We start from the raw sequence: 23,222 nt of genomic DNA, 5'->3' as shown, positions 1-23,222 counted from the left end.
GAGGTTTTCTTGCCTCAAAATAGACCACTTAATTAAGCGAATTGGTATTAAAAACTAGCGCGAACACCCAAGGCAACTTGAGTACCAAAGCGCTCAAGGTAACTCACTTGGTCAGTACGCTTGGTGTAACCCCAATAACGTTCATTAGTTAAGTTCGTTGCTTCGGCAAACACTGTGAATTGGTCACTGATGTTATAGCTCATGCTGGCATCTAACTGACCATAATCAGAGATCCAATATGGACCACCCCATGCGTCAGGATCCGACAAGAACTTGCTACGCCAGTTATACGCTAAACGTGCTTGGAAACCATATTGCTCATAGTAAACCACGGCGTTATATGAGTTCTTCGACATGCCTCTAAATGGCAAACCTGATTCTTTTAGCTCTGGCTCATCGTAACTACTGTCAACATAGGTGTAGTTAAGCTGAAAGCCTAAGCCATTGAACGGTTCGGGGAGTAAGTTTTCTAGCGACTGCTGATAAGCAAACTCAGCCCCTTTAATAGTTGCACCATATTCACTCTTACCTGGGTAAGATGCAAAGTAACGCACACCTTCGATTTCAACTGGGCTTTCGACGTAATCGATAAATGATTTCAGGTCTTTTACAAACACCCCGCCACTTAACGAGCTACTGTCTTCAAAGTACCACTCTAAAGTCATATCTGCTTGATTAGCTTCTTCAGGTGTTAACGACGAATCACCCATAGAAAGTTGCGGTAAGCCTTCACGATATGTATCAAAGTTTGGCGCAAGCCACGGACGTAAGTAGCTTAAAGATGGGCGGCTAATCACTTGTGCCGCAGAGAAGCGGTAAATTAAATCATCGGTAATACTAAGCTTAAAGTTCATGCTTGGTAAAATGTTGCTGTAGTCCCCTTTAAATGATTGCTCAACTGTTTCGCGCCAACCATTTTCAAGTGGTTTACCATCTTCTTGTAAGTCAATTAACGATAGATCATAAACCGACCCTTTAGAGCTCACTTCAGTTTGCGAGCCGCGAATACCAACGTTTAACATATACGGCATATTTGCAAGAGTGCTCTCGAGCGTCACTTGCGCATACGCAGTTAGAACTTCTTCGGTTACCTCATAAGTGCCCGAAGAATTAAGCGATGCAACAATGCTCTTATCGGTTGCTTCAGCATTAATTGAGCGGTAATAAGCAAGTAACTTATCGTAATCGAAACTTGGCCATGGCTCTGGTGTAATGCTACTTTCGCCCTCTAAAAAGTTATCGAAATTTGCCTCAACAAACACATCACTTGGGATTTCAAAGAGGTTAAAATCACCAACATTGACCACGGTGCTGTCATCAAATTCATAGCCATCGCGCTCTAAATACTGACCACCATTACTGAATTGGCTGGCATTTTTTGATGCATATTCAAGCTGACTCTTCGTTTGTTCAAGGTAGGTTAAACCAAAATCAACACGGGTCACTAAATCACTTTCAGGCACAAACTTACCGGTAAACTTAAAGTCATTAACAGTGTCTTCAACCCCAGTACCTGTATTACGGCTATAGTGTGCACCGTAAGATTGATCCGCAGTTAAGCCCGGCGATAAGGTCACATCTGGCAACATATTACCTGTGGTGTAATCAATCCCAATCGAGTCAATAAAACCACGTGCAACAATAAAGCGGTTATCACCGCCGTTTTCGTTTTTAGCTTTTGAATGGGCAACATCTACAGCCAGTGTTAGGCCATCCATTGGATACCATTTAGCATTAAGAGCAAACTGATAAGTATCGGTTTTACGTGGGTTGGTTAAGTTGAGTAGCTCCACCATGGTGTTACCGGTTTGCGTCATAGACACTACACGACCTGAGTCATCAAATTCTGCATCAGTAAACACTGGCGTGCCTGGCGTCCAGCTTTCATCATAGTTAACAAAACCAATTTGATAGCGATGACCATCGGTGTTGTAACGTGAATAAAGAGCATCAAAGTTAATGTCTAGGGTATCTGTTGGGCGCCATTGCATTGCTAACGTCGCACCGACGCGTTCACGCACATCCTGCGCGTTGGCAAAATACATGTAACTCGGGATTTTTGAGGCAAATATTTCACTTTGCCCATCAATTTCTCCGTTGCCGTTCATGTCGACTGGCACACCAGCGCTGTCTGCCCCCCAACCTTCTTCTTCATCAAAAAAGCCGCTTGCCGAGTATGTGTCTGCACGTAAGGTTTTCTTAGAATACGCACCCGAGAAAAGCACACCAAAAGTATCATCATTAAAGTTGTCACCGATGATGAATGAAGCATGCGGGTGTACATCGCCTGTTCGAGATTCATAAATCCCTTTTGCTGAAGCGCTCAAGGTAAAGCCATCTTGGTCTAGTGGTTTACGCGTTTCGATATCAACAACTGCACCAATGCCCCCTTCAATTAAGCGTGCTTCTGGCGACTTATACACCTGAAGCGCACCCACTAACTCTGAAGCAATGGTGTCAAAGTTAAAGTCGCGGCCTGAGTTTTCAGAAGCCAGTTTACGACCATTCAACGTGGTAATGTTGTAGCCGCCACCTAAACCACGGACTAAAATATTTTGCCCCTCACCGCCATTACGAGTAATGGTGATGCCCGGAATACGCTGCAATGCTTCCGCTAAGTTTTCATCGGGGAACTTACCGATGTCATCAGCGACAACGACATCAACAACCGTCGTTGCTTCTTTCTTTCGAAAGTTTGATTCTTTAATACTGCTACGGATCCCTGTAACTTCAATAACCTCAACATCCTCTTCGGCCTTACTGTCGTTTTCTTGTTGTTGGGCCGTTGCAGCGAAACTGACTGATGAGGCCAGAATCGAGCTTATCAGCACGCTCAAATATGTTTTTCTAGTTGTTGTTGCCATGATGATTTCCTGTTTTTAAATGTTCAGATTTTTTCACCATAAAAATGGTAATGAGTAAGGCCTTATATTTAATCTATAACAAAATGAAACAATCTAGCAACAATAAATTACCTTGTGAAACTTTCGATAGTTACGAAATTTGTTTTACATATGAAAAAAATGGCTTCGAATGCCTTTAAATATGGGACTTTAATTTCGAAAGTTACGATAATGATTTTTTTTAAAAGATTTTCTTTCGGTGGGCTGGTACGATTTATTTTGGATAATAAAAAAGGCGGCAAAAGCCACCTTTCATTAATCCTATTTAACTAGAGAGTTAAACAGTAATCACCTCAATACCTAAGCTCGTTAATGATTCAACAAACTCTGCTGGCATATTTTTGTCGGTGACCAGCACATCGATTGATTTAAGCGGCAATACATTATACAAAGCACGCTTACCAAATTTACTTGAATCTGTGACTGCAATGACTTTATCTGCGCGGGTGCACATGGTGCGATTCAGCATTGCCTCGGGCTCATAATGGGTGGTGATCCCTGCTTCTGAGTCGATACCATCAACCCCTAAAATAACCTTTTTAAAGTTATATTTACTAAGTGCTTGCTCGACTTCATTTGAGTAAAAAGACATTGATTTCTTTCGTAATTGCCCACCCAGCATAAACACATTTGCATCTTCAATATCAGCCAGTACATGGGCAATATTAAGGCCGTTTGTCATCACAGTAAGGCCCTGCTTATTGGTTAATGCTTTGGCAACTTCTTCTGTGGTGGTGCCAGAATCAATAATCAATGAATCGCCATCATCAACCAAACTTGCCACAGCTTTCGCTAATAACACTTTCACAGCATAGTTTTCGTTATGCTTATCTTTTACCGAAAGCTCTTTAGCCAATTTATCGCAGGCAATTGCCCCACCACGTGAACGGACTACTAAGCCACGCTTACCGAGCTCGTTAAGATCATGGCGAATGCTAACCTCCGAAATATCAAAGGTCTTTGCAAGATCTTTAACATTTACTTTGCCATTTTCCTCAGTCATCAGGACGATTTTTTGTCTTCTTTCTATTGTGGTTAGCATAGCTGGCCTGTTGTTTTAATAGCTGCTTTCAAATTTGTAGTTCAATATTACACAATTTACAGTTTCAAAGCCAAATTTAGTTTCGAAATAAAATAAAGCTTTCAAAACTTACGAATTTTGTTTTATGATTATTTCACAACAAACTTCTTTGGTGACAAAAATGACAACACAAAGCTCACTGTTAGAGCAAACAGAACACACCAATCGCACGCAATTACTGCCTATGATGATCATAGGTGGCTTGTTTTTCTTATTTGGTTTTATAACCTGGCTTAATGGCTCTTTAATCCCATTTTTACAAATGGTCTGCGATCTCAACCATATTGAAGCTTACATGGTGACACTGGTGTTTTATATCGCCTATACCGTGATGGCACTGCCAAGCGCTAAGATTTTGCAAATATTCAGTTATAAACATGGAATGTCGTTTGGTTTAGGCACCATGGCATTGGGTGCACTGTTGTTTATTCCTGCGGCACAAATTCAAGCGTATTGGTTATTTTTGGTTGCCTTATTTACGTTAGGTAGCGGCCTCACCTTATTACAAACCGCTGCGAATCCTTACATCGTGCTAATAGGCTCTAAAGACACGGCAGCCGTGCGCATTAGCATTATGGGTATTCTCAATAAGAGTGCTGGTGTGGTTGCTCCATTGCTCTTCTCAGCGATTGTATTTAGCGACATTGCCAGCTTTAGTCCAGAGGCTTTGGCCCAATTAAACAGCATTCAAAAGCAATTACAGTTACAAGAACTGGCTAATCGTTTAATTACTCCTTACTTTGTAATGGCAATCGCATTAGTGATATTAGCCGCGTTAATCATGCTGGCTCCGCTACCTGATATTGAACAACCAAAAACCAGCAACAACAGCGAGAGTAAATCAGTCCTGCAATTTCCACACTTAGTTTTAGGCGTGATAGCCCTATTCTTTTACATAGGTGCAGAAGTTATTGCCGGCGACACTATTGGCCTGTACGGCAAAGAACAAGGGGTATTGCAGTTCGCAGAACTCACCTCTTACACCATGAGCTTTATGGTGCTAGGTTATGTTTTAGGTATCGTGTTAATTCCTCGCTTTTTTAGTCAGCAACAGGCGCTGATATTTTCCGCGTTAAGTGGTTGTGTATTTTCACTGTGCATCATTTTGATTGAACCGCAACAAACAGCGATTGCAAACGTAGTGCTCTTTTGGCTTGCTGAAAACAGTTTTCCAGATACCGTGTTATTTGTTGCATTACTTGGTTTATCGAATGCGCTCGTTTGGCCAACCATTTGGCCTATGGCCCTTGCAAATCTTGGCGATAAAACCCAAACCGGCGCGGCATTACTGATTATGGGGATTTCTGGTGGCGCGCTATTGCCTTTGGTATACGGTGTATTTGCAGAATATACAGGCAATGCACAACAAGCTTACTATCTGTTGATCCCTTGCTATGCGTTTATTCTTTATTACGCACTGATTGGTCACAAACTAACAAGTTGGCGTAAGTAACGACATGAGCAGGCTTAGTTGTTTTACAATTTAACTAGCCTGCAATTTTTCTGATGTGAAATAGCCCAGTAGCAAAAGTTCACGCACGGTAAAAATACACTTATATATTAAGTACTCGTCACGCTTCTCAGGGCTCACTTCTGAAATAGGTAAGGCTTGCTGCGCTATTATGCGCTGTTGCTGCTGCAAAGAGATAGAAAATAAACCTGTGAGTTTATCTGCTAATTGCGACGATGAAAGAGCACCTTCTGCAATTAGCTCAGCGCCTTTTAAGCATGCCGCACGTTCAGTCGTAGTTAGTGTATTTGCTAGCATTAAATCTGTGAAAGCGACTAAATTAAAATACAGTTGCTCATTTGGCTCTAGCTCTAAAATAACCGCCTGCATGTGCGAAACCACATCTCGATGCGCCTCAGATTTAAGCACCTCAAAATGATTGTCCTCCACTTTATCAAATAGCTGAGTCGCAGCCACTGGCGAAATAGCCGCACCGAATAATGCAGCTAAACATTTAATCGCATTTCGCCTTTGTAGATCAGCCATTGAACACCCCGTTTTGATAATGCCGTACAGCATGATCGGCGGCTCTTGCAGTAAATGCCATATAGGTTAACGAAGGGTTCTGATAACCCGACGAGCACATAAATGAGCCGTCAGTGACATAAACATTACGCACATTGTGAATTTGGTTGTAACAATTAAGCACAGAGGTTGTAGCATCATGCCCCATGCGCGCAGTTCCCATTTCGTGGATGGCCTGCCCCGGGGCTGAGCCTTTATCGTACGCTTGCACATTTTGATAACCAGCTTTGCTTAGCATCTCGACGGCTTGTGCTTTCATATCCTCGCGCATGCGCTGCTCGTTTTCTGCAAATTGACAATCGAAATTAACTAAAGGTAATCCCCATTGATCTTTTAATACCGGATCTAAGCTCATTTTATTACGATGATAAGGCAGGCATTCACCAAAACCTATCAATGCAACTTGCCAAGGCCCAGGCTTGGCAAGCTCTTCTCGAAAAGCCTTACCAAAGCTAAGTTCTTTAAAGCCCCGTCGCCAATCTTTGCGTGTTGCGTATCCTTGATAGCCATAGCCGCGAATAAAGCTATGCTGCTCGTTATCATCAAGGTTTCGAAAACGCGGGATATGAAAGCCAACGGGTCTGTCGCCATCATTAAAGTCATCAGCAAAGCCCCTAGGCTCGCCAGTTGCGCCAACCCTAAAATGGTGATCCATAAGGTTATGACCAAGCTCTCCACTATCGTTCCCTAAGCCATTAGGAAAACGTGCAGAGGTTGAATTTAATAACAAGGCTGTTGTGGCTACCGTTGATGCACAGCAAAAAATGATGTTCGCTCGCTCGATACGCTCTTTTTTAGATTCAGCATCAATTACTTTCACACCTGTGGCTTGCCCGCTATCTGGATTGTAAATAATCTCTTTGGCAATGGAGTGAGTCTGGATAGTGAGTCGCCCAGTACGCATCGCTGCAGGTAAGGTAGAGGCTAAACTACTAAAATAACTACCAGTTGGACAACCTCGCATACAGCGGTTGCGCTTGCTGCATGGTGCACGACCTTGCTCAGGCTTTGCCTTGGTTAAATGGGCTACTCGACCGATGGTGAGGTGACGATTAGTGTAGTGAGTTAATAAACTTTGTTTAAGCTGCTGCTCTACGGCATTAAGCGCAAAAGGAGGTAAGTAAGGTCCATCTGGTAGCTGAGGTAAGTTCAGCGCTTCGCCAATAACCCCGATGTAGGCTTCGACTTTATCGTACCAAGGCGCAATATCTTGATAGCGCACAGGCCAATCAACGCCGTGACCATCTTGTTTGTTGGCTGCAAAATCTATATCACTGAGGCGCAAGCATTGCCGCCCCCAAGTTAATGAGCGCCCACCAAGATGATACCCTCTGATCCAATCAAAACGCTGAGATTCTTGATAAGGGTGCTGCAAATCATTCACAAACCAGTGTTTTATTGATTGCTTAGTGGCATAGCCAGTGCGTGCTTGTTTAGCTTGATTCTGTTTTTCTAGTAGGCTGGGCCTGTCGCGAAATGGCAGTTGCCAATCATCTTTAAAGGCAGTTATATAGTCTGTACCGTGCACAACCTGCCTGCCACGTTCCAGTAACAGTACATTGAGCCCTTTTTCGGTTAGTTCTTTAGCAGCCCAGCCGCCAGTAATGCCACTGCCAATAACAATGGCATCGAATACTTTTGCCTGCATTCTCACTTAACTTTTAATAGATTTGCTTACCCGCACAGATCGTTGCTTGCACAGAGAAGTCTTTATCGAGCAGGGCAAAATTAGCCTGTTTACCTACCGCAATACTGCCTATTTGCTCCACTTTATTTAAAAACTCAGCGGGTACTAAACTGGCCATGTTAGTTGCTTCCACTAGGCTTGCGTCGGTTAGGTTATAAAAGCGTTCAACGCCAACTTCCATGGTTAATGTACTGCCCGCTAAAGAGCCGCTCTCAGTGCGTGCAACACCTTGCTCAACCACAATAGGAAGCTCACCTAAGCGGTAGCGACCATCTTGTAAGCCTCCGGCGCTCACGCAATCTGTGATCAGAGCAATTTTATCTGCCCCTTTTAAACGGTAAACCATGTTCATGATGCTCGGGTGCAAATGAATACCATCAGGAATAAGCTCAACCATGGCATCGTTGTCCATCAACAGTGCGCCAGTACAGCCGGGATCACGATGATGAATACCGCGCATACCATTAAAAATATGCACACCACCGCAGGCACCATGAGCAAGAGCTTGTGTTGTTTGCTCAAAATTAGCATCTGTATGGCCGAGCATCACACGCACACCTTTATCGGTGATATAGCGGATCATATCGGGGGATTTAAGTAGTTCTGGCGCTAACGCAAATGAGCTTAAGCAACCTTCACATGCGGCATAAATTTCATCAAATCGCTGTTTAGTAAGCTCTAAAAAAAATGACTCGTTATGCGCGCCTTTATGAGCTTCGGCAAAGAATAAACCTTCGTTATAAGCCCCAAGCAACTGCGCTCCAGCCAAGCCTTTTTGATACGCACTCGCCATATTTTTATAAGCTTGAATTGAGACGTCCCAGTCTGCGGTCACCGTTGTGCCAACAAAACCCGTTACGCCGTGCTTTGCTAAAGAACGAGAAATAGTCTCTAGTGATTCTGGGGTGCCGTCCATAATATCGCAGCCTTCCCGGCCATGAATATGTAAATCGATAAAGCCCGGAAATAAACTGTGCTCACCTAAATCAATTACCTCGATCTCGGGCGTTATTTGCTTGGTAATGGCAGTAATTTTACCTTGCTCGACCAAGACCACGTGATCGAGTAAAACCGCATCAGCAGTCACCACTTTTGCGGCTTTTAAGTAATAACGATTAAGATGCGTTGGAATTAGCATGAACACTTCCTATTATTGCAGCGCCTCTTACGCCGCTAGAATCACCAAATTTTGCGCGCTTCACTTCTGGCACGGCAAAACCTGAAAATAAATGAGTTTGAATCGCGTCAGGGAGTTTTTCTACTATTGCATCAATGAGCGACAACCCGCCCCCAAGCACGACAACTTCTGGGTGCAAACTTTTACTAATAGCAGCAAAGGTTTCGCCAAGAATATCTAAGTAACAAGCTAGCACCTTTAAGGCTTGCTCATCACCACGTTTGATATCGTTTGCCCATTCAATCGCAGATTTAGGAGATTGCGTAATATGCTGGTACAAGGTTTGTACACCGGGCCCTGCAATATAACTTTCGACACAGCCATTTAAACCACAACCGCACTTTAAAACTGGCAGCTGGTATTTTTGCTGCAAATATGCTGAAAGTGGTAAATGGCCGTACTCCCCTGACATGCCCAAACCTTGGTTAAACAAGGTTCCATCAATACACATACCGCCCGCCGCACCAGTGCCAACAATGGCACCGAATACTCGGCTATAACCTTCACCAGCTCCGCCATTTGCTTCTGATAAAGCGAAACATCGGGTGTCATTTAATATCGCAACAGGGCGTTTTAATAATGCTTGAAGATCGTTGGCAATCACTTTGCCTGTGGCACACGGCACATTAGCCGACAGCACTTTACCTTCATCATTAACGATACCTGGCATACCGATGCCCACCGCACCTTGGCAACCTGTCAGTTCATCGGCTTTAATTACCTGCTGATAAATTGCGTGCAAAAATTGCTGATAGTCATCAGTTGGCGTAGTAATACGCCAACTTTGCTGTTGCTCTAAATTATCATTAAAAATGGCGGTCTCTATTTTTGTACCACCAATATCGAGTCCGTAAACAGCCATACTTTACCCAACACTACTTAGCGAGAAGTTAATGGGTAAATAGTTACCCCTTTTACAACACGGTTAACTTCGCCCGTAGGACAAGGGTTATCAGGTGTTAAACCGAGTGACATTGATTTATAAAATGCAAAAATCTGACAATAGACAATATAATACAGACCTTGCCAAACATCATCTAGCTCGACCAGTTCAGTATTTAACGCCAGCTTTTTAACCGCTAAACACTGTTGGTCATTTAGTAGTTCATTATATAAATCAGTATCATACAAACTACTATAAAAATCACTTGAGGCCATTAACATCACTGCGGTTTTATCATTAATAATGGTTTTAGGACCATGACGAAAACCAAGTGGGGTTTCAAAGTAGCTTATTAAATCACCATTGGTCAGCTCTAAGCACTTTAAGGCCGCTTCTTTCGCATAGCCAAGTAATGAGCCTGCTCCTAAAAACACCAAACGTTCAATATCTGTTTGCGCAAAGCCTTTGATCTCTTCAAGTTGCGTGTCGAGCAGCTGCTCTGTTTGCGTGGCAACTTGTGCAAGCTGATTAACATCAGGGGTAAAAATACATAAGGTTGAAAGCAGCATCGAAGTGAAACTACTGGTCATAGCAAAGCTTTCATCCAGGGTTTCTTTTGGCATAAGTACACTAAAACTATTTTTTTTAGCTGCCGCTCTTTTCGCTAATTCACCATTTTCATTACAGGTAATGACTAAGTGATAGCACTTTTCAACAACTTGCTCTGCGATATCAACCGCCGCGACACTTTCAGGGCTATTACCTGAACGCGCATAAGAAATAAGTAAAGTGGGTGTGCCCTTCTTTAAAAAACCATGTGGGTTAGACACAATGTCTGTAGTACTAACTGCGCGCACATTTAAATCCGTTTTAGCTGATAAGTGTGGTGCTAATGCTTCGCCAACATAGGCTGATGTGCCAGCCCCCGTTAATACGATTTGCAGTCCTTTTAATGCCAAAATTGGCGCTAAAAATGCGCTTATTTCTGCTCGATGCGTTTCAATAATAGCCGCTGTATTGCACCATGACTCTGGCTGCTGAGAGATTTCTCTTGCTGTCCAATATGCGTTTTGCTGCTTAAGCTCTGCTTCGTTTAAAGATAAATACTGCGTCATAATTAATTCTCTCTCAACACCACTTATTGATTACAAGCACGCGAATAAGTATTCGTTACTTCCATTATTTTATTGAGTACTAACTCACGAGGTGATGAGTTAATTTGGCCATTGATCAATGCCTTGTATTGCGCTGGCATAAACTGACTAAGCAAGGTCTGTGGGATAATTTGCCCTTCTAAGTTTTCAAACAGTGTTTCTACAGTTTGTTTTATTTCATCTTCAGGCCAGTAATAACGAATACGGTCGCTATAACTATAAGCTCTAAACAGCTTAGCTTCAGCACCTTGTGTTGGGTAAAACTTATTCCAGTAATGTGGCTTTTCAAGCATGATGCGCTCACATACATCACGTAAATTAGAGCGCTTAGCCGCTTCGACTAATTGATCTTCAATATAAGATAATGCAAACAACCCTTCGCGTAGTGCATAGGTAAGCTGAGGACCCACTTTTAATATGGCAAAGTGATCTTGTACCAGTTCGTGGTAGCAATGATCTGGCTGATAGTCGGTAGAGTGAGCCTCATAAACAAGGTTATCGACAGTGGTGATAAACTCTTTTAGTTTTTGAGCTTCATTACGTTGATAATCAAAAATTTGATGGTTATCAAACTCAACTCCCGGCTGCACAACAACAGCAATAACGCGTGACCAGACATCGCTTATATTTAAGTTCGCAAATGCAGCCTGATGTAATTCGATTGTTTGCTGCACTCCCTCAACATGAGATACCTCAATAATTTCATGTTCTTCTGTAGCGCCACCCGGAGGAGGAACCTCAGTACCCACCACATAAAGAATATCGTTATCTTTTGCTACCGACTCAGCGGCTTGGCACATCAATGCGGCACGCTTGGCAATTTCGGCATCAGCTAAACGTTCTCCATCGTCAGCGCATGGCATACTGGCATCTAAATGAATTTTCTTAAAACCAGCGCTTGCATAGGCTTTTACTAGGTCAACAGCTTTTACCATTGCAACCTCTGCAGGCTCATTTACCCAACACACTGGCCCTAAATGATCACCCCCCAAAATAACGCGCTGGGTATCTAACCCTACTTTTTCGGCTATTGTATGAACAAACTCAACGAAGTCATGGGGCTTCATCCCTGTGTAACCACCAAACTGATTAACTTGATTCGCCGTAGCTTCAATTAAAATTTCGGTGTCATCATTGAGAGCTTGCAACATTGCTGCTTCGATAACGAGCGGGTGTGCACAACACACAGAATAAATACCCTGCGCTTGCCCTACTCGATTGTTATTTATAATCGTTTTTAATGCATTCATGGTTTTCTCCAAGCAGCTTACGCCTATGGTTAGATACGTGATTTGAAATTACAGTAGCACAGCGTGAAACGCTGCGCAACAAAACGAAAGACAACGAAAGGTGTAAAATAAGTTTAAAACACGCTAACTACACTATTAAATAAGGATCAAAATGATAAAACCCAAGGTTACGAAAGAATTTGAAAGCATTTAATTGTAATTGACTTTGAGTTGCGATATAACAGAAACAACTGAAACCCACTATTAAAATAATCTCAGTGATTTAGGTATCGTTATGACAATAGATAGACGTAGTTTTTTAAAATCTGCCGCAGCCATTACCGCCGCGACAGTCGTGACTGGCTGTGCAAAAAGCCAACAAGGTGATAATCAAAGCACACCGCTTGCAGCACAAGGTAAAAGCGTAATGGGCTTAGCTGTGCCAGCAATGGATGTGGTACGTGTTGGTTTTATTGGGGTTGGTCAACGTGGTAGCGGCCATGTTAAACATCTTTGCCATATTGAAGGTGTTGAAATTAAAGCTATTTGCGATACAGATCAGCTAATGCTAGATAAGTCTGTTAATTATGTTGTTGAAAAAGGCTTACCTAAACCAACTGCTTATACGGGTTCTGATAAAGCCTATTTAGACATGCTTGCTCGCGATGACATCGACATTGTGATCATTTCAACCCCTTGGAAATGGCACACACCGATGAGTGTTGAGACCATGGAAAGTGGTAAGCATGCCTTTGTTGAAGTACCTGCAGCAACCACGATGGAAGAGTGTTGGCAACTAGTAAACACTGCTGAGCGCACGCAAAAGAACTGCATGATGATGGAAAACGTTAACTACGGCCGTGACGAGTTAATGGTTTTAAACATGGTTCGTAAAGGCGTATTTGGTGAGTTACTGCATGGTGAAGCTGCTTATATTCATGACCTGCGTTGGCAAATGAAAGAAATTGACCGCAGCACAGGTTCTTGGCGTACTTACTGGCATACCAAGGTAAACGGTAACTTATACCCAACCCATGGTTTAGGCCCAGTTTCTCAGTATATGAACATCAACCGTGGTGACCGCTTTGATTTTGTTACATCAGTCAGCTCACCTGCACTTGGCCGCGCAGCTTACGCAGAGCGTGAATTTCCTGCGGGCCACGAACGTCGCTCACTGAAATTTACTGCTGGCGACATGAACACCAGCATTATTAAAACAGTGAAAGGTCGTAGCATTATGGTTCAGCACGACACCACAAGCCCTCGTCCGTACAGCCGCCATAACTTAATTCAAGGTACTAATGGCACATTTGCTGGATTCCCTAACCGTATTGCTCTTGAAGATGTGCCACCAGCCATCGCGAAAATTTACCAACAGCAATATGAAGCAGAGCTCGCTGCCTGGGAGAAAGCAGGTTCACAGGGTCGTAAACCACATATGCAAAACTTCCATAGCTGGGATCAAGATATGGAAAAATGGCGTGCTGAATTTGATCATCCACTATGGAAACGCATGGGTGAAGAAGCTGTTCGTAACGGCGGCCACGGTGGTATGGACTTCATTATGCTTTGGCGCATGATCTACTGCTTACGCAATAATGAGCCACTCGATCAAGATGTATACGATGCCGCAGCATGGTCATCAATCTTCCCGCAAAGTATGGCATCAGTTGCAGATAGAAGTAACAGCAAAACGATTCCAGACTTTACCCGTGGCGCTTGGCAAACAGGTAAGCCACTAGGGATTGTGTCTTAGCACTTTCTCTCCTTGGAATACTAAAAAGCCCGCCCTTTGCCCTGCGGGCTTTTTTATTGCCCACTCTTTTTGGAATTGTGTTTTATAGATATCTAAACACAAAAAAGCCCGCAACATCGGCGGGCTTTTTGATTAGACTAAAACCTTACTGAGCATGTGCTGCAGCACGGAAAATCGTGTTAGTTAACAGTACATTCATGCCTTCAAGGTAGGCACGGTAGGTTGGTGACTGTGTAAAGCCTATCACCATGCCTTTGCCTTGCGGTTGATGAACAAGCAATGGCTTATACGCAAGCTGTGCTTTATTTTGCTGCCATAGATAACCACTTGCTAGCACATCATCTTTACCTGTAAACCAGGCTAAGTTTTTACCTGAGTTCAGTTTTATTGGCGTGTAAATATCATTACCGTAAGCTACCGCAACAAGGTCTTTATCAACCCCAGCGGTTAACCAATGCTCTTGGTCTACTTCAACATTTGCAAGTACACCGGCTACATAGTCTGGCGATGTATGTGGCTCAATGCTCGCTGCTTTTAAATCATCGCGAGAAGCAAATAACTGCCCTGCCACTTTACTACTTTTATCATCACTGCTACTTGCTTTATCTTCTCGGTAAGCTTGCTCGCGTTGAACATCTAACAAACCGTAATCAGCATTAGTGGTAAAGCGGTTAGCATTACCTAGGGCAATCAACACGCCACCCGCTTTAACCCAGCTTTTTAAATTAGCTGCACCCGATTTACCTAGTGCTTGCTCGTAATTACCTTCTGGTAAAATAAGCACTTGGTAATCACTTAAATCAGCCCAAGCAAGCATGGGTGTGCGAATAGCTGTCACCGGGTAGCCAAGCTGTCTTTCGATAACAAAACGAGTATTACCGGCGCTTAGCTCACGAGTGGCTGCATCCCATGCAATCGCCACTTTTGGTGCTACCATAGGCACTGTTTTGTTACTACCAAAGCTTGGGCCTTCAATCACCCAACTTGAATCCACACCATCAACTATTGCACCAGTTTGCTCAGCAATTTGGCTAATTTTGGTGAGTAAGTCTTTATCGTTTAGGCGTTTTTCGATTACTAAGCTACCCGCTGGGTAGTTAGTTTTATCACCTAATACAAATGCTTGATCAGCACTTTTCAGTTTAATGCCAGCTTGCAGTGCTGCTGTTAAAAAGCGTGCTGCGGCTGTATCACCCCAAGCAACGATATAAGCCACAGAGGCTTCTGGATTATTCACTTTACCAAGCAATGTGTCGTCGGCCTGAACCGCTTTACTGTCTGCGCTAACAGCGCGACCACAGCTATCGCTATCAACATTAAACATCATCGGCAGCGACCAACCTGTGACATCGTAAATTTCATCACCTAGGTTACGAGCACGACGTCTTTCTTGCTCTTTTACAAATGCTTCAGCCATATCTACTTGGTCTGTAAATGTGGTACGCACAAATACCCCGCGTGGCTGCGCGGTATCAATAAAGTAGCTACCTGCTTTGTATTTAACGCCACAGGCTTTAAAATCTTCAGTTGCTTGTTTAACTTCAACACCATGCTCAGCCATTAAGGTAGCGAGTCTATGAGCGCCTTCACGGTTACTTTGCTTAGGTAAAATATAAACACGCTCTTTGCTATCTTTACCCGAGTCAATTGCATCAACTTGATATTGATAAAAATCACCTAGTAGTTTTTCACGTTGATTGGCAGCACCTTCGGCAGTCGAAATTGAGGCCACAAACTGACGTTTTACAGTATTAAAATAGGTGAGTAGTTCACCGGTATTTTTCTCAAACACGTGGCCACGTGCAGAGCCGACTTCGTAAGTTGATGCTGATGCACCATAAAATACTGGCCAGCTATCACCGTAACCTGGATAAAAGGCATCAAAGATTTCACGGGTAAAGTAATCAAAGCCAAACTCATCAAAATACTTCGCATGATTTTGCCCAATCGCATCCATGTTAGCGATTTGGGTTTTCGTCATATGCGGATTAAATGGCTGAGCAGCCGGTGCAAAGTAGTAAGATTGGTCGCCGCCCATTTCATGAATATCAACCACCACTTGTGGTTTATATTTATTGATTGCTGCCACTCTGCCTTTACTTTCAGGCTGAGTAAGCGCTAACCAATCACGATTCATATCAAACAAATAATGATTTGTTCGGCCTCTTGGCCATGGCTCATTATGCTCTGCACTTAACCTATCTGCACTGTGCTCAAGACCTACGGTCGCATAATAACGAGTAACAAAACGCTCACGGCCATCAGGGTTTTGTAGTGGGTCGATAAACACCACTGTGTTGTCTAAAATTTTACTGTTAACGGCATCATTCGGGGCTGCTAATAAGTGATATGCAGTGAATAGTGCAGCATCGGTTGAGCTAATTTCATTACCGTGCACGGCATACTGAAGCCACACAGACGTCGGTAAATTTTTAATTAGCGACTTAGCTTCTTTTTCAGAGGTAATACGCGGATCAGCCAAGGCTTGGGTGTTATTGGCGAGGGTTTCTAATGAGCGAATATGATCCGCGGTGCCAACCACCGCATAAACCAGCTCACGACCTTCCCAGCTGTTTGCGTACTTAAACACTTTAATACGATCAGGCGCAGCTTGTTCAAGGGCGCTTAAATAACGACGCATATCGTTGTAATTGGTAATGCGCTCACCTACATCGTACCCAAGTACTTGTTTAAATGTTGGTATTTGCTGATTATAAGCCGTGCCCGGCCACATTGTTTCGGTATTCGCTGCACTGGCATTAAAGCTTGCCGTTATTGCCACAACACTCACTGAAATGGCTTTTATTATTTGTTTGGCGCTCATTATTTTTCCCAAGTAAAAGTATCTGATTTGTACATTACAAAAGTATTGAAAATAAACAAATTAAAAACGTTAGATTGGCAAAAATTAAAGACATAAAAAAACCGCAGCGATTGCTGCGGTTATTATTAACATAGCGGAGCTATTTAACTAGGGTCATTTCATCAAGTAGGTAACCTGCGTTATCAACTTCTTCCATTAACCAAAGCATGTATCGAATATCAACGTGAATAGCACGGGTGATCTTGGCGTTAAAGTACCAATCTTTGGTGATTGATTCATAAGTCGAGTCAAAATTAAGACCCACTAATTCACCTTTACCATTCATGACTGGCGAACCTGAGTTACCCCCTGTGGTATCAGCGCTACTTAAAAAGTTGACTGGTACTGAGTTAACTTCAAGAGGTTTAGCCGCCTGAGGCTCACAACCAAAGCTGAATAAGCTACAACTTACGCCTGGTAGACCTAAGTCACCACGGTAATACGCGCCAAATGCTTGCTTTTTGTATGCTTCAAGTACTTTATCGGTAACAACAAATGGTTTTTCACCTGTGTGTTTAGCCACTAAACCACGTAGTGATGTAAATGGCGTTTTATACACAGCATCTGCTGCTGGGTAACCATCAACTTGTGCATAGCTTACGCGTAATGTGCCATTTGCATCTGGGTAAACTGGCTTACCTTTGGCTGTATTAAAGGCGATCACGGCTTGCATATATTGCGGACGAATTTCAGCTAAGCGACCCGCCATTTCTTTTTTATCAGCTTCTTGTGCCATGTTGGTATCGTATAGAGCAACAGCTAACTTTATGAATGGGTCGTTTGATGCTTCAAATTCGGCTACAGATTTACCAATCCAGTTAACACGTGCTTCTACATCTGTAAGCTCTGTATTAGCATAAAAAGAAGCAATAATCGCATCAAGCTCAGCCTGTGTAGTGGTATCTGTAATACCTAAGCCGTCGTTTAATGCCGCAACTTGCGCTGCTTTATCTTGCGCTAAATAGTTACCTAAGTAGCTTAACCATAAGGCTTTATCGACTTCAGGCGTAAACTGTTTTTGTAAACGCTCTAAACGCGCTTTAAGCATAGGAAGATCGCGCTCTTGATAACCCATTTCGCGCTCTGCATTAGGCTTTTCGCTTTCTTTAGCTAAGCGGTATAAACGAATTGCCGTACTTAATAAGTCTGCGCGTTTTGCGTAATCAAAGTAAAAATGGCTTTGTTGCTGTGCGTGCGCTTCTACTAATAATGACTGTAATGCGTGATATGAATCTGCGTACGCTTTACGCTCAGCACTTTGTGCAAACCAAGCTAAGTATTCTTGCTCTTGCGTAGCTTTAATTCCCGGAATATCCGTTACTTTAAAGCCATCTTGTAAGCCTTCCAGTTTCTTTAAACGGTTGTTAGTGCTTTTTACACGAGAGGCATATTTAACTTGTGCTTGCTCATCGCCTTCGCTCTGCTTGGCAATCACATCAAGGGTCATGTTGTAAGTATTAAGCAATGTAGGATAATACCAACTCGCTGAATAATTTACTTCATCTGCTAGTTTATAGCGGCTAGTGCGGCCAGGGTAACCTGCCACCAGCACACCATCACCTAAGCTTACGCCGCTCGCATTCACTTTTAAGAACGACTTTGGCTCATAAGGTACGTTATCTTCGCTGTAATCTGCAGGCTTGCCATCTTTACCAACATAACCACGTACAAAAGTAAAATCCGCCGTGTGACGTGGGTATTCAAAGTTATCGATGTCACCACCAAAGTTACCTAGCGCTTCTGCCGGAGCATACACTAAGCGCACATCTTTGATCATCAGTTGTTTGATCATGAAGTACTCTAAGCCATGATGGAAATCACGGACTGTACAACGGTAGTTAGGATCTGATTCACACTCACTGATCAAGGCTTTGCGGTTTGCTTGAATCGCCTCAAAACGCGCTTTGCCGTGTAGACCTGCTGGTAAATTACCCAGTACGCGTTCTGTTACATTATCCACTTGTTCAGTTACGTACAAACGCTCTTGCGGGCCTGCTGGTAATTCTTTTGACAAGTCAGCTGCTAAAAAGCCTTTTTCAATTAAGTTATTTTCTGGTGTGCTGTTATTTTGAATCGCGCCATAAGCACAGTGATGATTAGTTACAGCTAAGCCTTTTGGTGACACAAATGACGCAGAGCAATAGCCTAAACCAACCACTGCATTGAGTGGATATTGGTTAAGATCTGCCACTTGTGAAGCCGGTAATTCGATACCGACGCGGTCAAACTCGCTTTGTAATTGTTTTAATTGATGCGGTTGCCACTGCCCTTCATCAGCGTGTGCGCTACCTACAGCGACAACCCCCATGAGTGCTAATGAAGTAGTAATAATATTTTTTTTAATCATGTTAATCCCAGTCAGTGCAAAGCACTATTCCATTGTTGCCTTAAAAAATCGCGCTAAGACTACCATAACCTTGATTGAGTAAAGGGATATTGCGATTAAATACGATTGGAGAGTAAAAATAGAGGAGAGAAAAAGCTCCTACCGTTAGCAGGAGCATTATTCGATTCATTTATTAAGCATTAGCTTTTAAAAAGTCATAAAGTTCATCTTTTAGCACGGCGCGTTGATGCTTCTTTTCATGCATGTCCGCATCTTCTATTGGAGAGTCTTGCAACTCAAGAGAGCGAATTTCTTTATCCATATCATCGTAACGTTGCATGGTTTTCTTGAAGTGAGCATCGTGTTTCGCGAGGCTATGGATTAATTCATTAAACTCAGGGAATTCATTCAATAACGAGTGTTTTTCGCCTAGCATGGGCAACTCCTTTAGCTAGAATTTAAGTTCAATTTCACTGTACCACTGCAACATACAGAGTCAACGCAGTAACCTTGTCCGAGATCAATTATCACAACGATTCAGAAAATATAGCGTTTAAACTAGAAATGTTCCTAAGCTTTAGTCCCATTAAAATCAGGACACATGAACGCGTATTTAATTAATATAAGAATAATTCCTAGACATAACTTATTGAATTAGGGATATAATAAAAATCTATGGAGGGATTATGCGAATTGGAATCATTGAAGATCATCAACTGGTTAGAGATAGCTTTAAAAAATTATTAGAGCTACAAAACGGGTGGCAAGTTATCATAGAAGCCTGCTCAGTCACTGAGGCAAAACTTGCTGTTAACTTAGAGCAACCTAATGTATTTATTGTTGATATATCAATGCATGACGGTGAAAACGGACTCGCATTTCTTACCTATCTAAACACTCACTTTCCCGACATAAAAACCATTGTTGCTTCTATGTATGACTACGAGCCATACGTTAGCAACGCCTTAAAGCTCGGCGCTCAAGGTTATGTTTCTAAACGCTCAGCATCAGAAGCTTTAATTGATGCAGTCAATTCAGTTATTAAAGGAGGGCGCTATATCAGTGAAGATGTGAAATTTAATACTACTTCCCCTGCAAGCAAACTTTCTTTTTTAACACCAAGAGAGAAAGAGGCACTTCCCTTATTTGCCAAAGGGCTAAATGCTAAACAAGTTGCGCAACAACTCGATATGATGCCCAAAACAGCCCACGTACATAAAACGAATATATACAACAAACTTGAAGTCACTAATTCATTTGAATTATTAAAAGTTGCTATAGATTCCGGGATGATCACACTTGATGAACTGGCATAAGCTCGTTTCAACAAAGTGTTCTTCACTTAGCTTAATAACTGAAGCATTTAACCAGTTATTGGTGTTTGCGCTTTACTTTTTAGCCTTATATTTATCCTCTTGGGTGAGTAATCATTTAGAAACCGTTGCCCAAAGTAGTGCTATATACCTGCCAGCAGGGGTGAAGCTCGCATTTTTTGTTATTTTTCCAGTGCGATTTTGGCTAATGCTTTGGATTGCTTCTCGACTTTATGCGTCGTATTTAGGTGTCTATTACAATGGTGAATGGAGCTTTGATTTATTTCACGGTTTCTTTCAAGAATTAACCTATATGGCTATCGTCTACAGCTTTAAGAAAAGCCGCTGGCCACCAAAAATCACCTCTAATTCCGGGGCTTTGTCGTTAATTCTACTAGCCGTTTTTTCAGCTTCTTTTAAATGGTTTTTGTTTTCGAGCGCCTTTGAATTCACAACCTGGTTAGAAGGTAAGCAAGTATTACAATATCAACTTAATATGACATTAGGCGACTTGACGGGAACATTATTAGTGGCCCCAGCATTATTGTTAATTAGCCAAAGCTACAGCCTTGTGCCCTCTCGTCATCATGCTGTTATTTTACTAAGCTTATTAGCACTGGCATCTATTTACATTGTTAGTTACCTAGGCCACTCAGATCTTTACCCTTTGCTACGCCTTTGCTCACTTCTACCGGTAATTTGGTTCTCTTATAAATTTGGTATTAAAGGAGCAATAGCAAGCGCCTTGGTAAGTAATACGCTGATCGTTGCACAAGCAGGCCTCACCCAAGATGCGACCAATACTTACATTAGCCAATTATTTATCCTGGCCAATTCAGTAACAGGGTTACTGGTAGGGACCGCCACTAACGAGTTAAAGATCAAAAATAATCAACTACAAGCCAGTAACGAAAAACTCACTGCGCTGCTTGAGAAAAATAAACAGCTCGCTAAACGCATGGTAACTGTGCAAGAAAATGAGCGAAAGTATTTGTCTCAAGAACTTCATGACGAATTAGGCCAAAATCTAACAGCACTTAAAACTGACCTGACGGTACTTTCGATAGCACAACGAAATAATGAAAATACCCTCGTTGAAGGCCTAAAAGAAAATGCAAAGGCGATGTATGACTCTGTTTATCAAATTATGCATCACTTAAGACCTAGAGAGCTTGATGAGCTTGGGCTAGAGCAAGCTCTTAAAGAAGGACGCTTTAACTCTCTGCTAAGTAAAGCATCAATCAAATACGTAGCTGAAATAAACTTAAGTTCAGCAATATCAGATGAACATCAAACAGCTATTTACAGAATTTGCCAAGAAGCAGTCACAAACTGCATCAAGCACAGTACAGCCACAGAGCTAAGGCTCAGCTTGTTGGCTCACGAACAGTATATATGCCTTACTATTATGGATAATGGAAAAACCAAGACCACACTGCAAGAGTCTGGTGGCTACGGGTTATCATTTATTGAAGAGCGGGTTATTGCCCTTGGCGGTACATGTACGGTTACAGAAATAGATGGATTTAAAATTGAAGTATACTTTGATATTTGAATACAACTAGTTACCTTAAATAAACCTGCTTGGTAAGATATTTTTTCTTAATATTCGCAAGCTGTATTTCTGCTTGATTACCTATAAGCTGTAACAACAAGCCATGCGCTATTTCCCTTTCGCCCAACTTCGATTTAACAACAACTTCTTTACCAATTGCACCTTGCAACCTCGGTTTAGGAAAACTCGCTTTAGTAACGGGTTTAAGCCCCTCGTTTTCAACAAACAAATTTAGACAATGCTGCTTAGCGGCACTGATCCAGTCATCATGGGATTTAACAATATCAACGTTATTTAGAAAGTGTATCAAAGCGCTATTTCGACTACTAAATTCGCTCGAAACATCAGACATATTTTTCACTTGTGCCCACTTACGAATAACAACGTACTTGCCTTGCTTGAGCCTAGCTAAACTCGTCGACGCCCCCGTCATCCTGCTATACCATTCAATTCTGTAACAAGAAGAGCCTAAGCTATGAAGAAGAATAGTCGTATTGCCAAACTCCTTAGTACTTCCCTCAATAACACTCATTTTCAATCCATTAAGCATAAGTAAATTAGATTTAAAGGATATACAGAACAAGCCGTTATGATAATGAGTGACTTTCTTAGTGAGTCTAAGAAAAATTCCTAGTTTGCAGAGGATGGTTAAACAACTGAAGAGTGCCCTCTTGATAATAAAGAGCAAACAATTTCGATTTGGTTTGAGGGTTTCGAAAACATGGCTCTTTTAGAAAACAAAAAGCCTCGGTAAATACCAAGGCTCTTGTATAATTTGGTGAATCAGCCAATAAGCCGCTGTTTTGTATGCGCGGAGTGGATTTTCTTAATTTTGTGTCCATGTAGATAGCAAAAAGCCCCGCATTGCTGCGAGGCTTTTTATGTAATTTAGTGAGTCAGCCAATAAGCCGGGTTCTGTCGTGGATAATCATTCGTCTAGGCCATAAATTGCTCTATGGCTCAAGCAACCTACCCGGTTCCAACGTGGGCCACGCCATAAGGAACCCTATTTGGTCTTGCTCCGGGTGGAGTTTACCTTGCAACCAACTGTTACCAGTGGCCCGGTGCGCTCTTACCGCACCCTTTCACCCTTACCAACCGAAGTTGGCGGTCTCCTCTCTGCTGCACTTGTCGTAGGCTCGCGCCCCCCAGCCGTTAGCTGGCACCCTGCCCTGTGGAGCCCGGACTTTCCTCCCCCTGCGCATTTTCGTTGCAGGCAGCGATTATCTCGGCTGACTCGGCGCGCAGTATACCTGAGCG

At 42.6% G+C, this 23,222-nt stretch carries 16 protein-coding genes and 1 other RNA gene; 4 read left to right on the top strand and 13 right to left on the bottom strand.

The annotated features are described in order from the left end of the window. Positions 1–47 precede the first annotated feature (47 nt). Complete coding sequence (locus AN213_RS16875) at positions 48–2,864, bottom strand: TonB-dependent receptor (protein WP_055199203.1); 2,817 nt, start codon at positions 2,862–2,864, stop codon at positions 48–50. 316 nt (positions 2,865–3,180) lie between these two features. Continuing rightward, positions 3,181–3,945: a transcriptional repressor AgaR gene (gene agaR, locus AN213_RS16870; RefSeq protein ID WP_054561067.1), complete on the bottom strand. Its 765-nt coding sequence runs from the start codon at positions 3,943–3,945 to the stop codon at positions 3,181–3,183. Between the two features lie 160 nt (positions 3,946–4,105). On the opposite strand from agaR, the gene AN213_RS16865 reads away from it, so the two are divergent. Beyond that, entirely contained in the window at positions 4,106–5,437 is a 1,332-nt protein-coding gene (locus AN213_RS16865; protein WP_055199202.1) for a sugar MFS transporter, read from the top strand. Positions 5,438–5,467: 30 nt separating this feature from the next. Here the strand turns inward: AN213_RS16865 and AN213_RS16860 are convergent, their stop codons facing one another. From AN213_RS16860 to AN213_RS16835, 6 genes are read right to left on the bottom strand one after another with little or no spacing between them, the layout of a single operon-like run. After that, positions 5,468–5,980: a hypothetical protein gene (locus tag AN213_RS16860; RefSeq protein WP_055199201.1), complete on the bottom strand. Its 513-nt coding sequence runs from the start codon at positions 5,978–5,980 to the stop codon at positions 5,468–5,470. Further along, a complete protein-coding gene (locus tag AN213_RS16855; RefSeq protein WP_055199200.1) occupies positions 5,973–7,667 on the bottom strand; it encodes a GMC oxidoreductase in 1,695 nt (564 codons plus the stop codon). Before AN213_RS16855 ends, AN213_RS16860 begins: the two co-directional genes overlap by 8 nt. Positions 7,668–7,680: 13 nt before the next feature. Then, positions 7,681–8,844, bottom strand: coding sequence for an N-acetylglucosamine-6-phosphate deacetylase (nagA, locus tag AN213_RS16850; protein ID WP_055199199.1), 1,164 nt, complete (start codon positions 8,842–8,844; stop codon positions 7,681–7,683). Further along, a complete protein-coding gene (locus AN213_RS16845; RefSeq protein ID WP_055199198.1) occupies positions 8,822–9,745 on the bottom strand; it encodes an ROK family protein in 924 nt (307 codons plus the stop codon). The genes nagA and AN213_RS16845 overlap by 23 nt, the downstream gene beginning before the upstream one ends. 17 nt (positions 9,746–9,762) lie before the next feature. Further along, the gene (locus AN213_RS16840) at positions 9,763–10,881 is read right to left on the bottom strand and encodes an SIS domain-containing protein (protein ID WP_055199197.1); all 1,119 of its coding nucleotides are present in this window, start codon (positions 10,879–10,881) and stop codon (positions 9,763–9,765) included. A gap of 23 nt (positions 10,882–10,904) precedes the next feature. Beyond that, positions 10,905–12,170, bottom strand: coding sequence for a D-tagatose-bisphosphate aldolase, class II, non-catalytic subunit (locus tag AN213_RS16835; RefSeq protein ID WP_054561074.1), 1,266 nt, complete (start codon positions 12,168–12,170; stop codon positions 10,905–10,907). A gap of 274 nt (positions 12,171–12,444) precedes the next feature. On the opposite strand from AN213_RS16835, the gene AN213_RS16830 reads away from it, so the two are divergent. Further along, the gene (locus AN213_RS16830) at positions 12,445–13,905 is read left to right on the top strand and encodes a Gfo/Idh/MocA family protein (protein ID WP_055199196.1); all 1,461 of its coding nucleotides are present in this window, start codon (positions 12,445–12,447) and stop codon (positions 13,903–13,905) included. Between the two features lie 145 nt (positions 13,906–14,050). Here AN213_RS16830 and AN213_RS16825 read toward each other — a convergent pair whose 3' ends face one another. From AN213_RS16825 to AN213_RS16815, 3 genes are all read right to left on the bottom strand, one after another. Beyond that, positions 14,051–16,729, bottom strand: coding sequence for a M14 family metallopeptidase (locus AN213_RS16825; protein WP_055020787.1), 2,679 nt, complete (start codon positions 16,727–16,729; stop codon positions 14,051–14,053). 139 nt (positions 16,730–16,868) lie between these two features. Continuing rightward, positions 16,869–19,115, bottom strand: a complete 2,247-nt coding sequence (locus tag AN213_RS16820) for a S46 family peptidase (RefSeq protein ID WP_055199195.1) — start codon at positions 19,113–19,115, stop codon at positions 16,869–16,871. Between the two features lie 172 nt (positions 19,116–19,287). Beyond that, complete coding sequence (locus AN213_RS16815; RefSeq protein WP_054561078.1) at positions 19,288–19,530, bottom strand: YdcH family protein; 243 nt, start codon at positions 19,528–19,530, stop codon at positions 19,288–19,290. Positions 19,531–19,780: 250 nt separating this feature from the next. On the opposite strand from AN213_RS16815, the gene AN213_RS16810 reads away from it, so the two are divergent. Both AN213_RS16810 and AN213_RS16805 read left to right on the top strand, forming a co-directional pair. Further along, the gene (locus AN213_RS16810; protein ID WP_054561079.1) at positions 19,781–20,410 is read left to right on the top strand and encodes a response regulator transcription factor; all 630 of its coding nucleotides are present in this window, start codon (positions 19,781–19,783) and stop codon (positions 20,408–20,410) included. Then, positions 20,397–21,962, top strand: a complete 1,566-nt coding sequence (locus AN213_RS16805) for an MASE1 domain-containing protein (protein ID WP_054561080.1) — start codon at positions 20,397–20,399, stop codon at positions 21,960–21,962. Before AN213_RS16810 ends, AN213_RS16805 begins: the two co-directional genes overlap by 14 nt. 10 nt (positions 21,963–21,972) lie before the next feature. On the opposite strand, the gene AN213_RS16800 is transcribed toward AN213_RS16805, so the two are convergent. Continuing rightward, positions 21,973–22,494, bottom strand: a complete 522-nt coding sequence (locus AN213_RS16800) for a hypothetical protein (RefSeq protein WP_054561081.1) — start codon at positions 22,492–22,494, stop codon at positions 21,973–21,975. Between the two features lie 356 nt (positions 22,495–22,850). Then, positions 22,851–23,202, bottom strand: an RNA gene (rnpB, locus tag AN213_RS17230) — RNase P RNA component class A. Positions 23,203–23,222 lie beyond the last annotated feature (20 nt).

It is taken from the genome of Pseudoalteromonas sp. P1-8 (assembly GCF_001399985.1).
Lineage (GTDB): Bacteria > Pseudomonadota > Gammaproteobacteria > Enterobacterales > Alteromonadaceae > Pseudoalteromonas.
This window is presented reverse-complemented; position numbering and strand designations above follow the sequence as displayed.

Coding starts and splice junctions, on each gene's coding strand:
- AN213_RS16800 (WP_054561081.1), bottom strand. CDS start 22,494: ATGAGTGTTATTGAGGGAAGTACTAAGGAGTTTGGCAATACGACTATT.
- agaR (WP_054561067.1), bottom strand. CDS start 3,945: ATGCTAACCACAATAGAAAGAAGACAAAAAATCGTCCTGATGACTGAG.
- AN213_RS16835 (WP_054561074.1), bottom strand. CDS start 12,170: ATGAATGCATTAAAAACGATTATAAATAACAATCGAGTAGGGCAAGCG.
- AN213_RS16810 (WP_054561079.1), top strand. CDS start 19,781: ATGCGAATTGGAATCATTGAAGATCATCAACTGGTTAGAGATAGCTTT.
- nagA (WP_055199199.1), bottom strand. CDS start 8,844: ATGCTAATTCCAACGCATCTTAATCGTTATTACTTAAAAGCCGCAAAA.
- AN213_RS16845 (WP_055199198.1), bottom strand. CDS start 9,745: ATGGCTGTTTACGGACTCGATATTGGTGGTACAAAAATAGAGACCGCC.
- AN213_RS16860 (WP_055199201.1), bottom strand. CDS start 5,980: ATGGCTGATCTACAAAGGCGAAATGCGATTAAATGTTTAGCTGCATTA.
- AN213_RS16875 (WP_055199203.1), bottom strand. CDS start 2,864: ATGGCAACAACAACTAGAAAAACATATTTGAGCGTGCTGATAAGCTCG.
- AN213_RS16825 (WP_055020787.1), bottom strand. CDS start 16,729: ATGAGCGCCAAACAAATAATAAAAGCCATTTCAGTGAGTGTTGTGGCA.
- AN213_RS16805 (WP_054561080.1), top strand. CDS start 20,397: ATGAACTGGCATAAGCTCGTTTCAACAAAGTGTTCTTCACTTAGCTTA.
- AN213_RS16855 (WP_055199200.1), bottom strand. CDS start 7,667: ATGCAGGCAAAAGTATTCGATGCCATTGTTATTGGCAGTGGCATTACT.
- AN213_RS16830 (WP_055199196.1), top strand. CDS start 12,445: ATGACAATAGATAGACGTAGTTTTTTAAAATCTGCCGCAGCCATTACC.
- AN213_RS16840 (WP_055199197.1), bottom strand. CDS start 10,881: ATGACGCAGTATTTATCTTTAAACGAAGCAGAGCTTAAGCAGCAAAAC.
- AN213_RS16815 (WP_054561078.1), bottom strand. CDS start 19,530: ATGCTAGGCGAAAAACACTCGTTATTGAATGAATTCCCTGAGTTTAAT.
- AN213_RS16865 (WP_055199202.1), top strand. CDS start 4,106: ATGACAACACAAAGCTCACTGTTAGAGCAAACAGAACACACCAATCGC.
- AN213_RS16820 (WP_055199195.1), bottom strand. CDS start 19,115: ATGATTAAAAAAAATATTATTACTACTTCATTAGCACTCATGGGGGTT.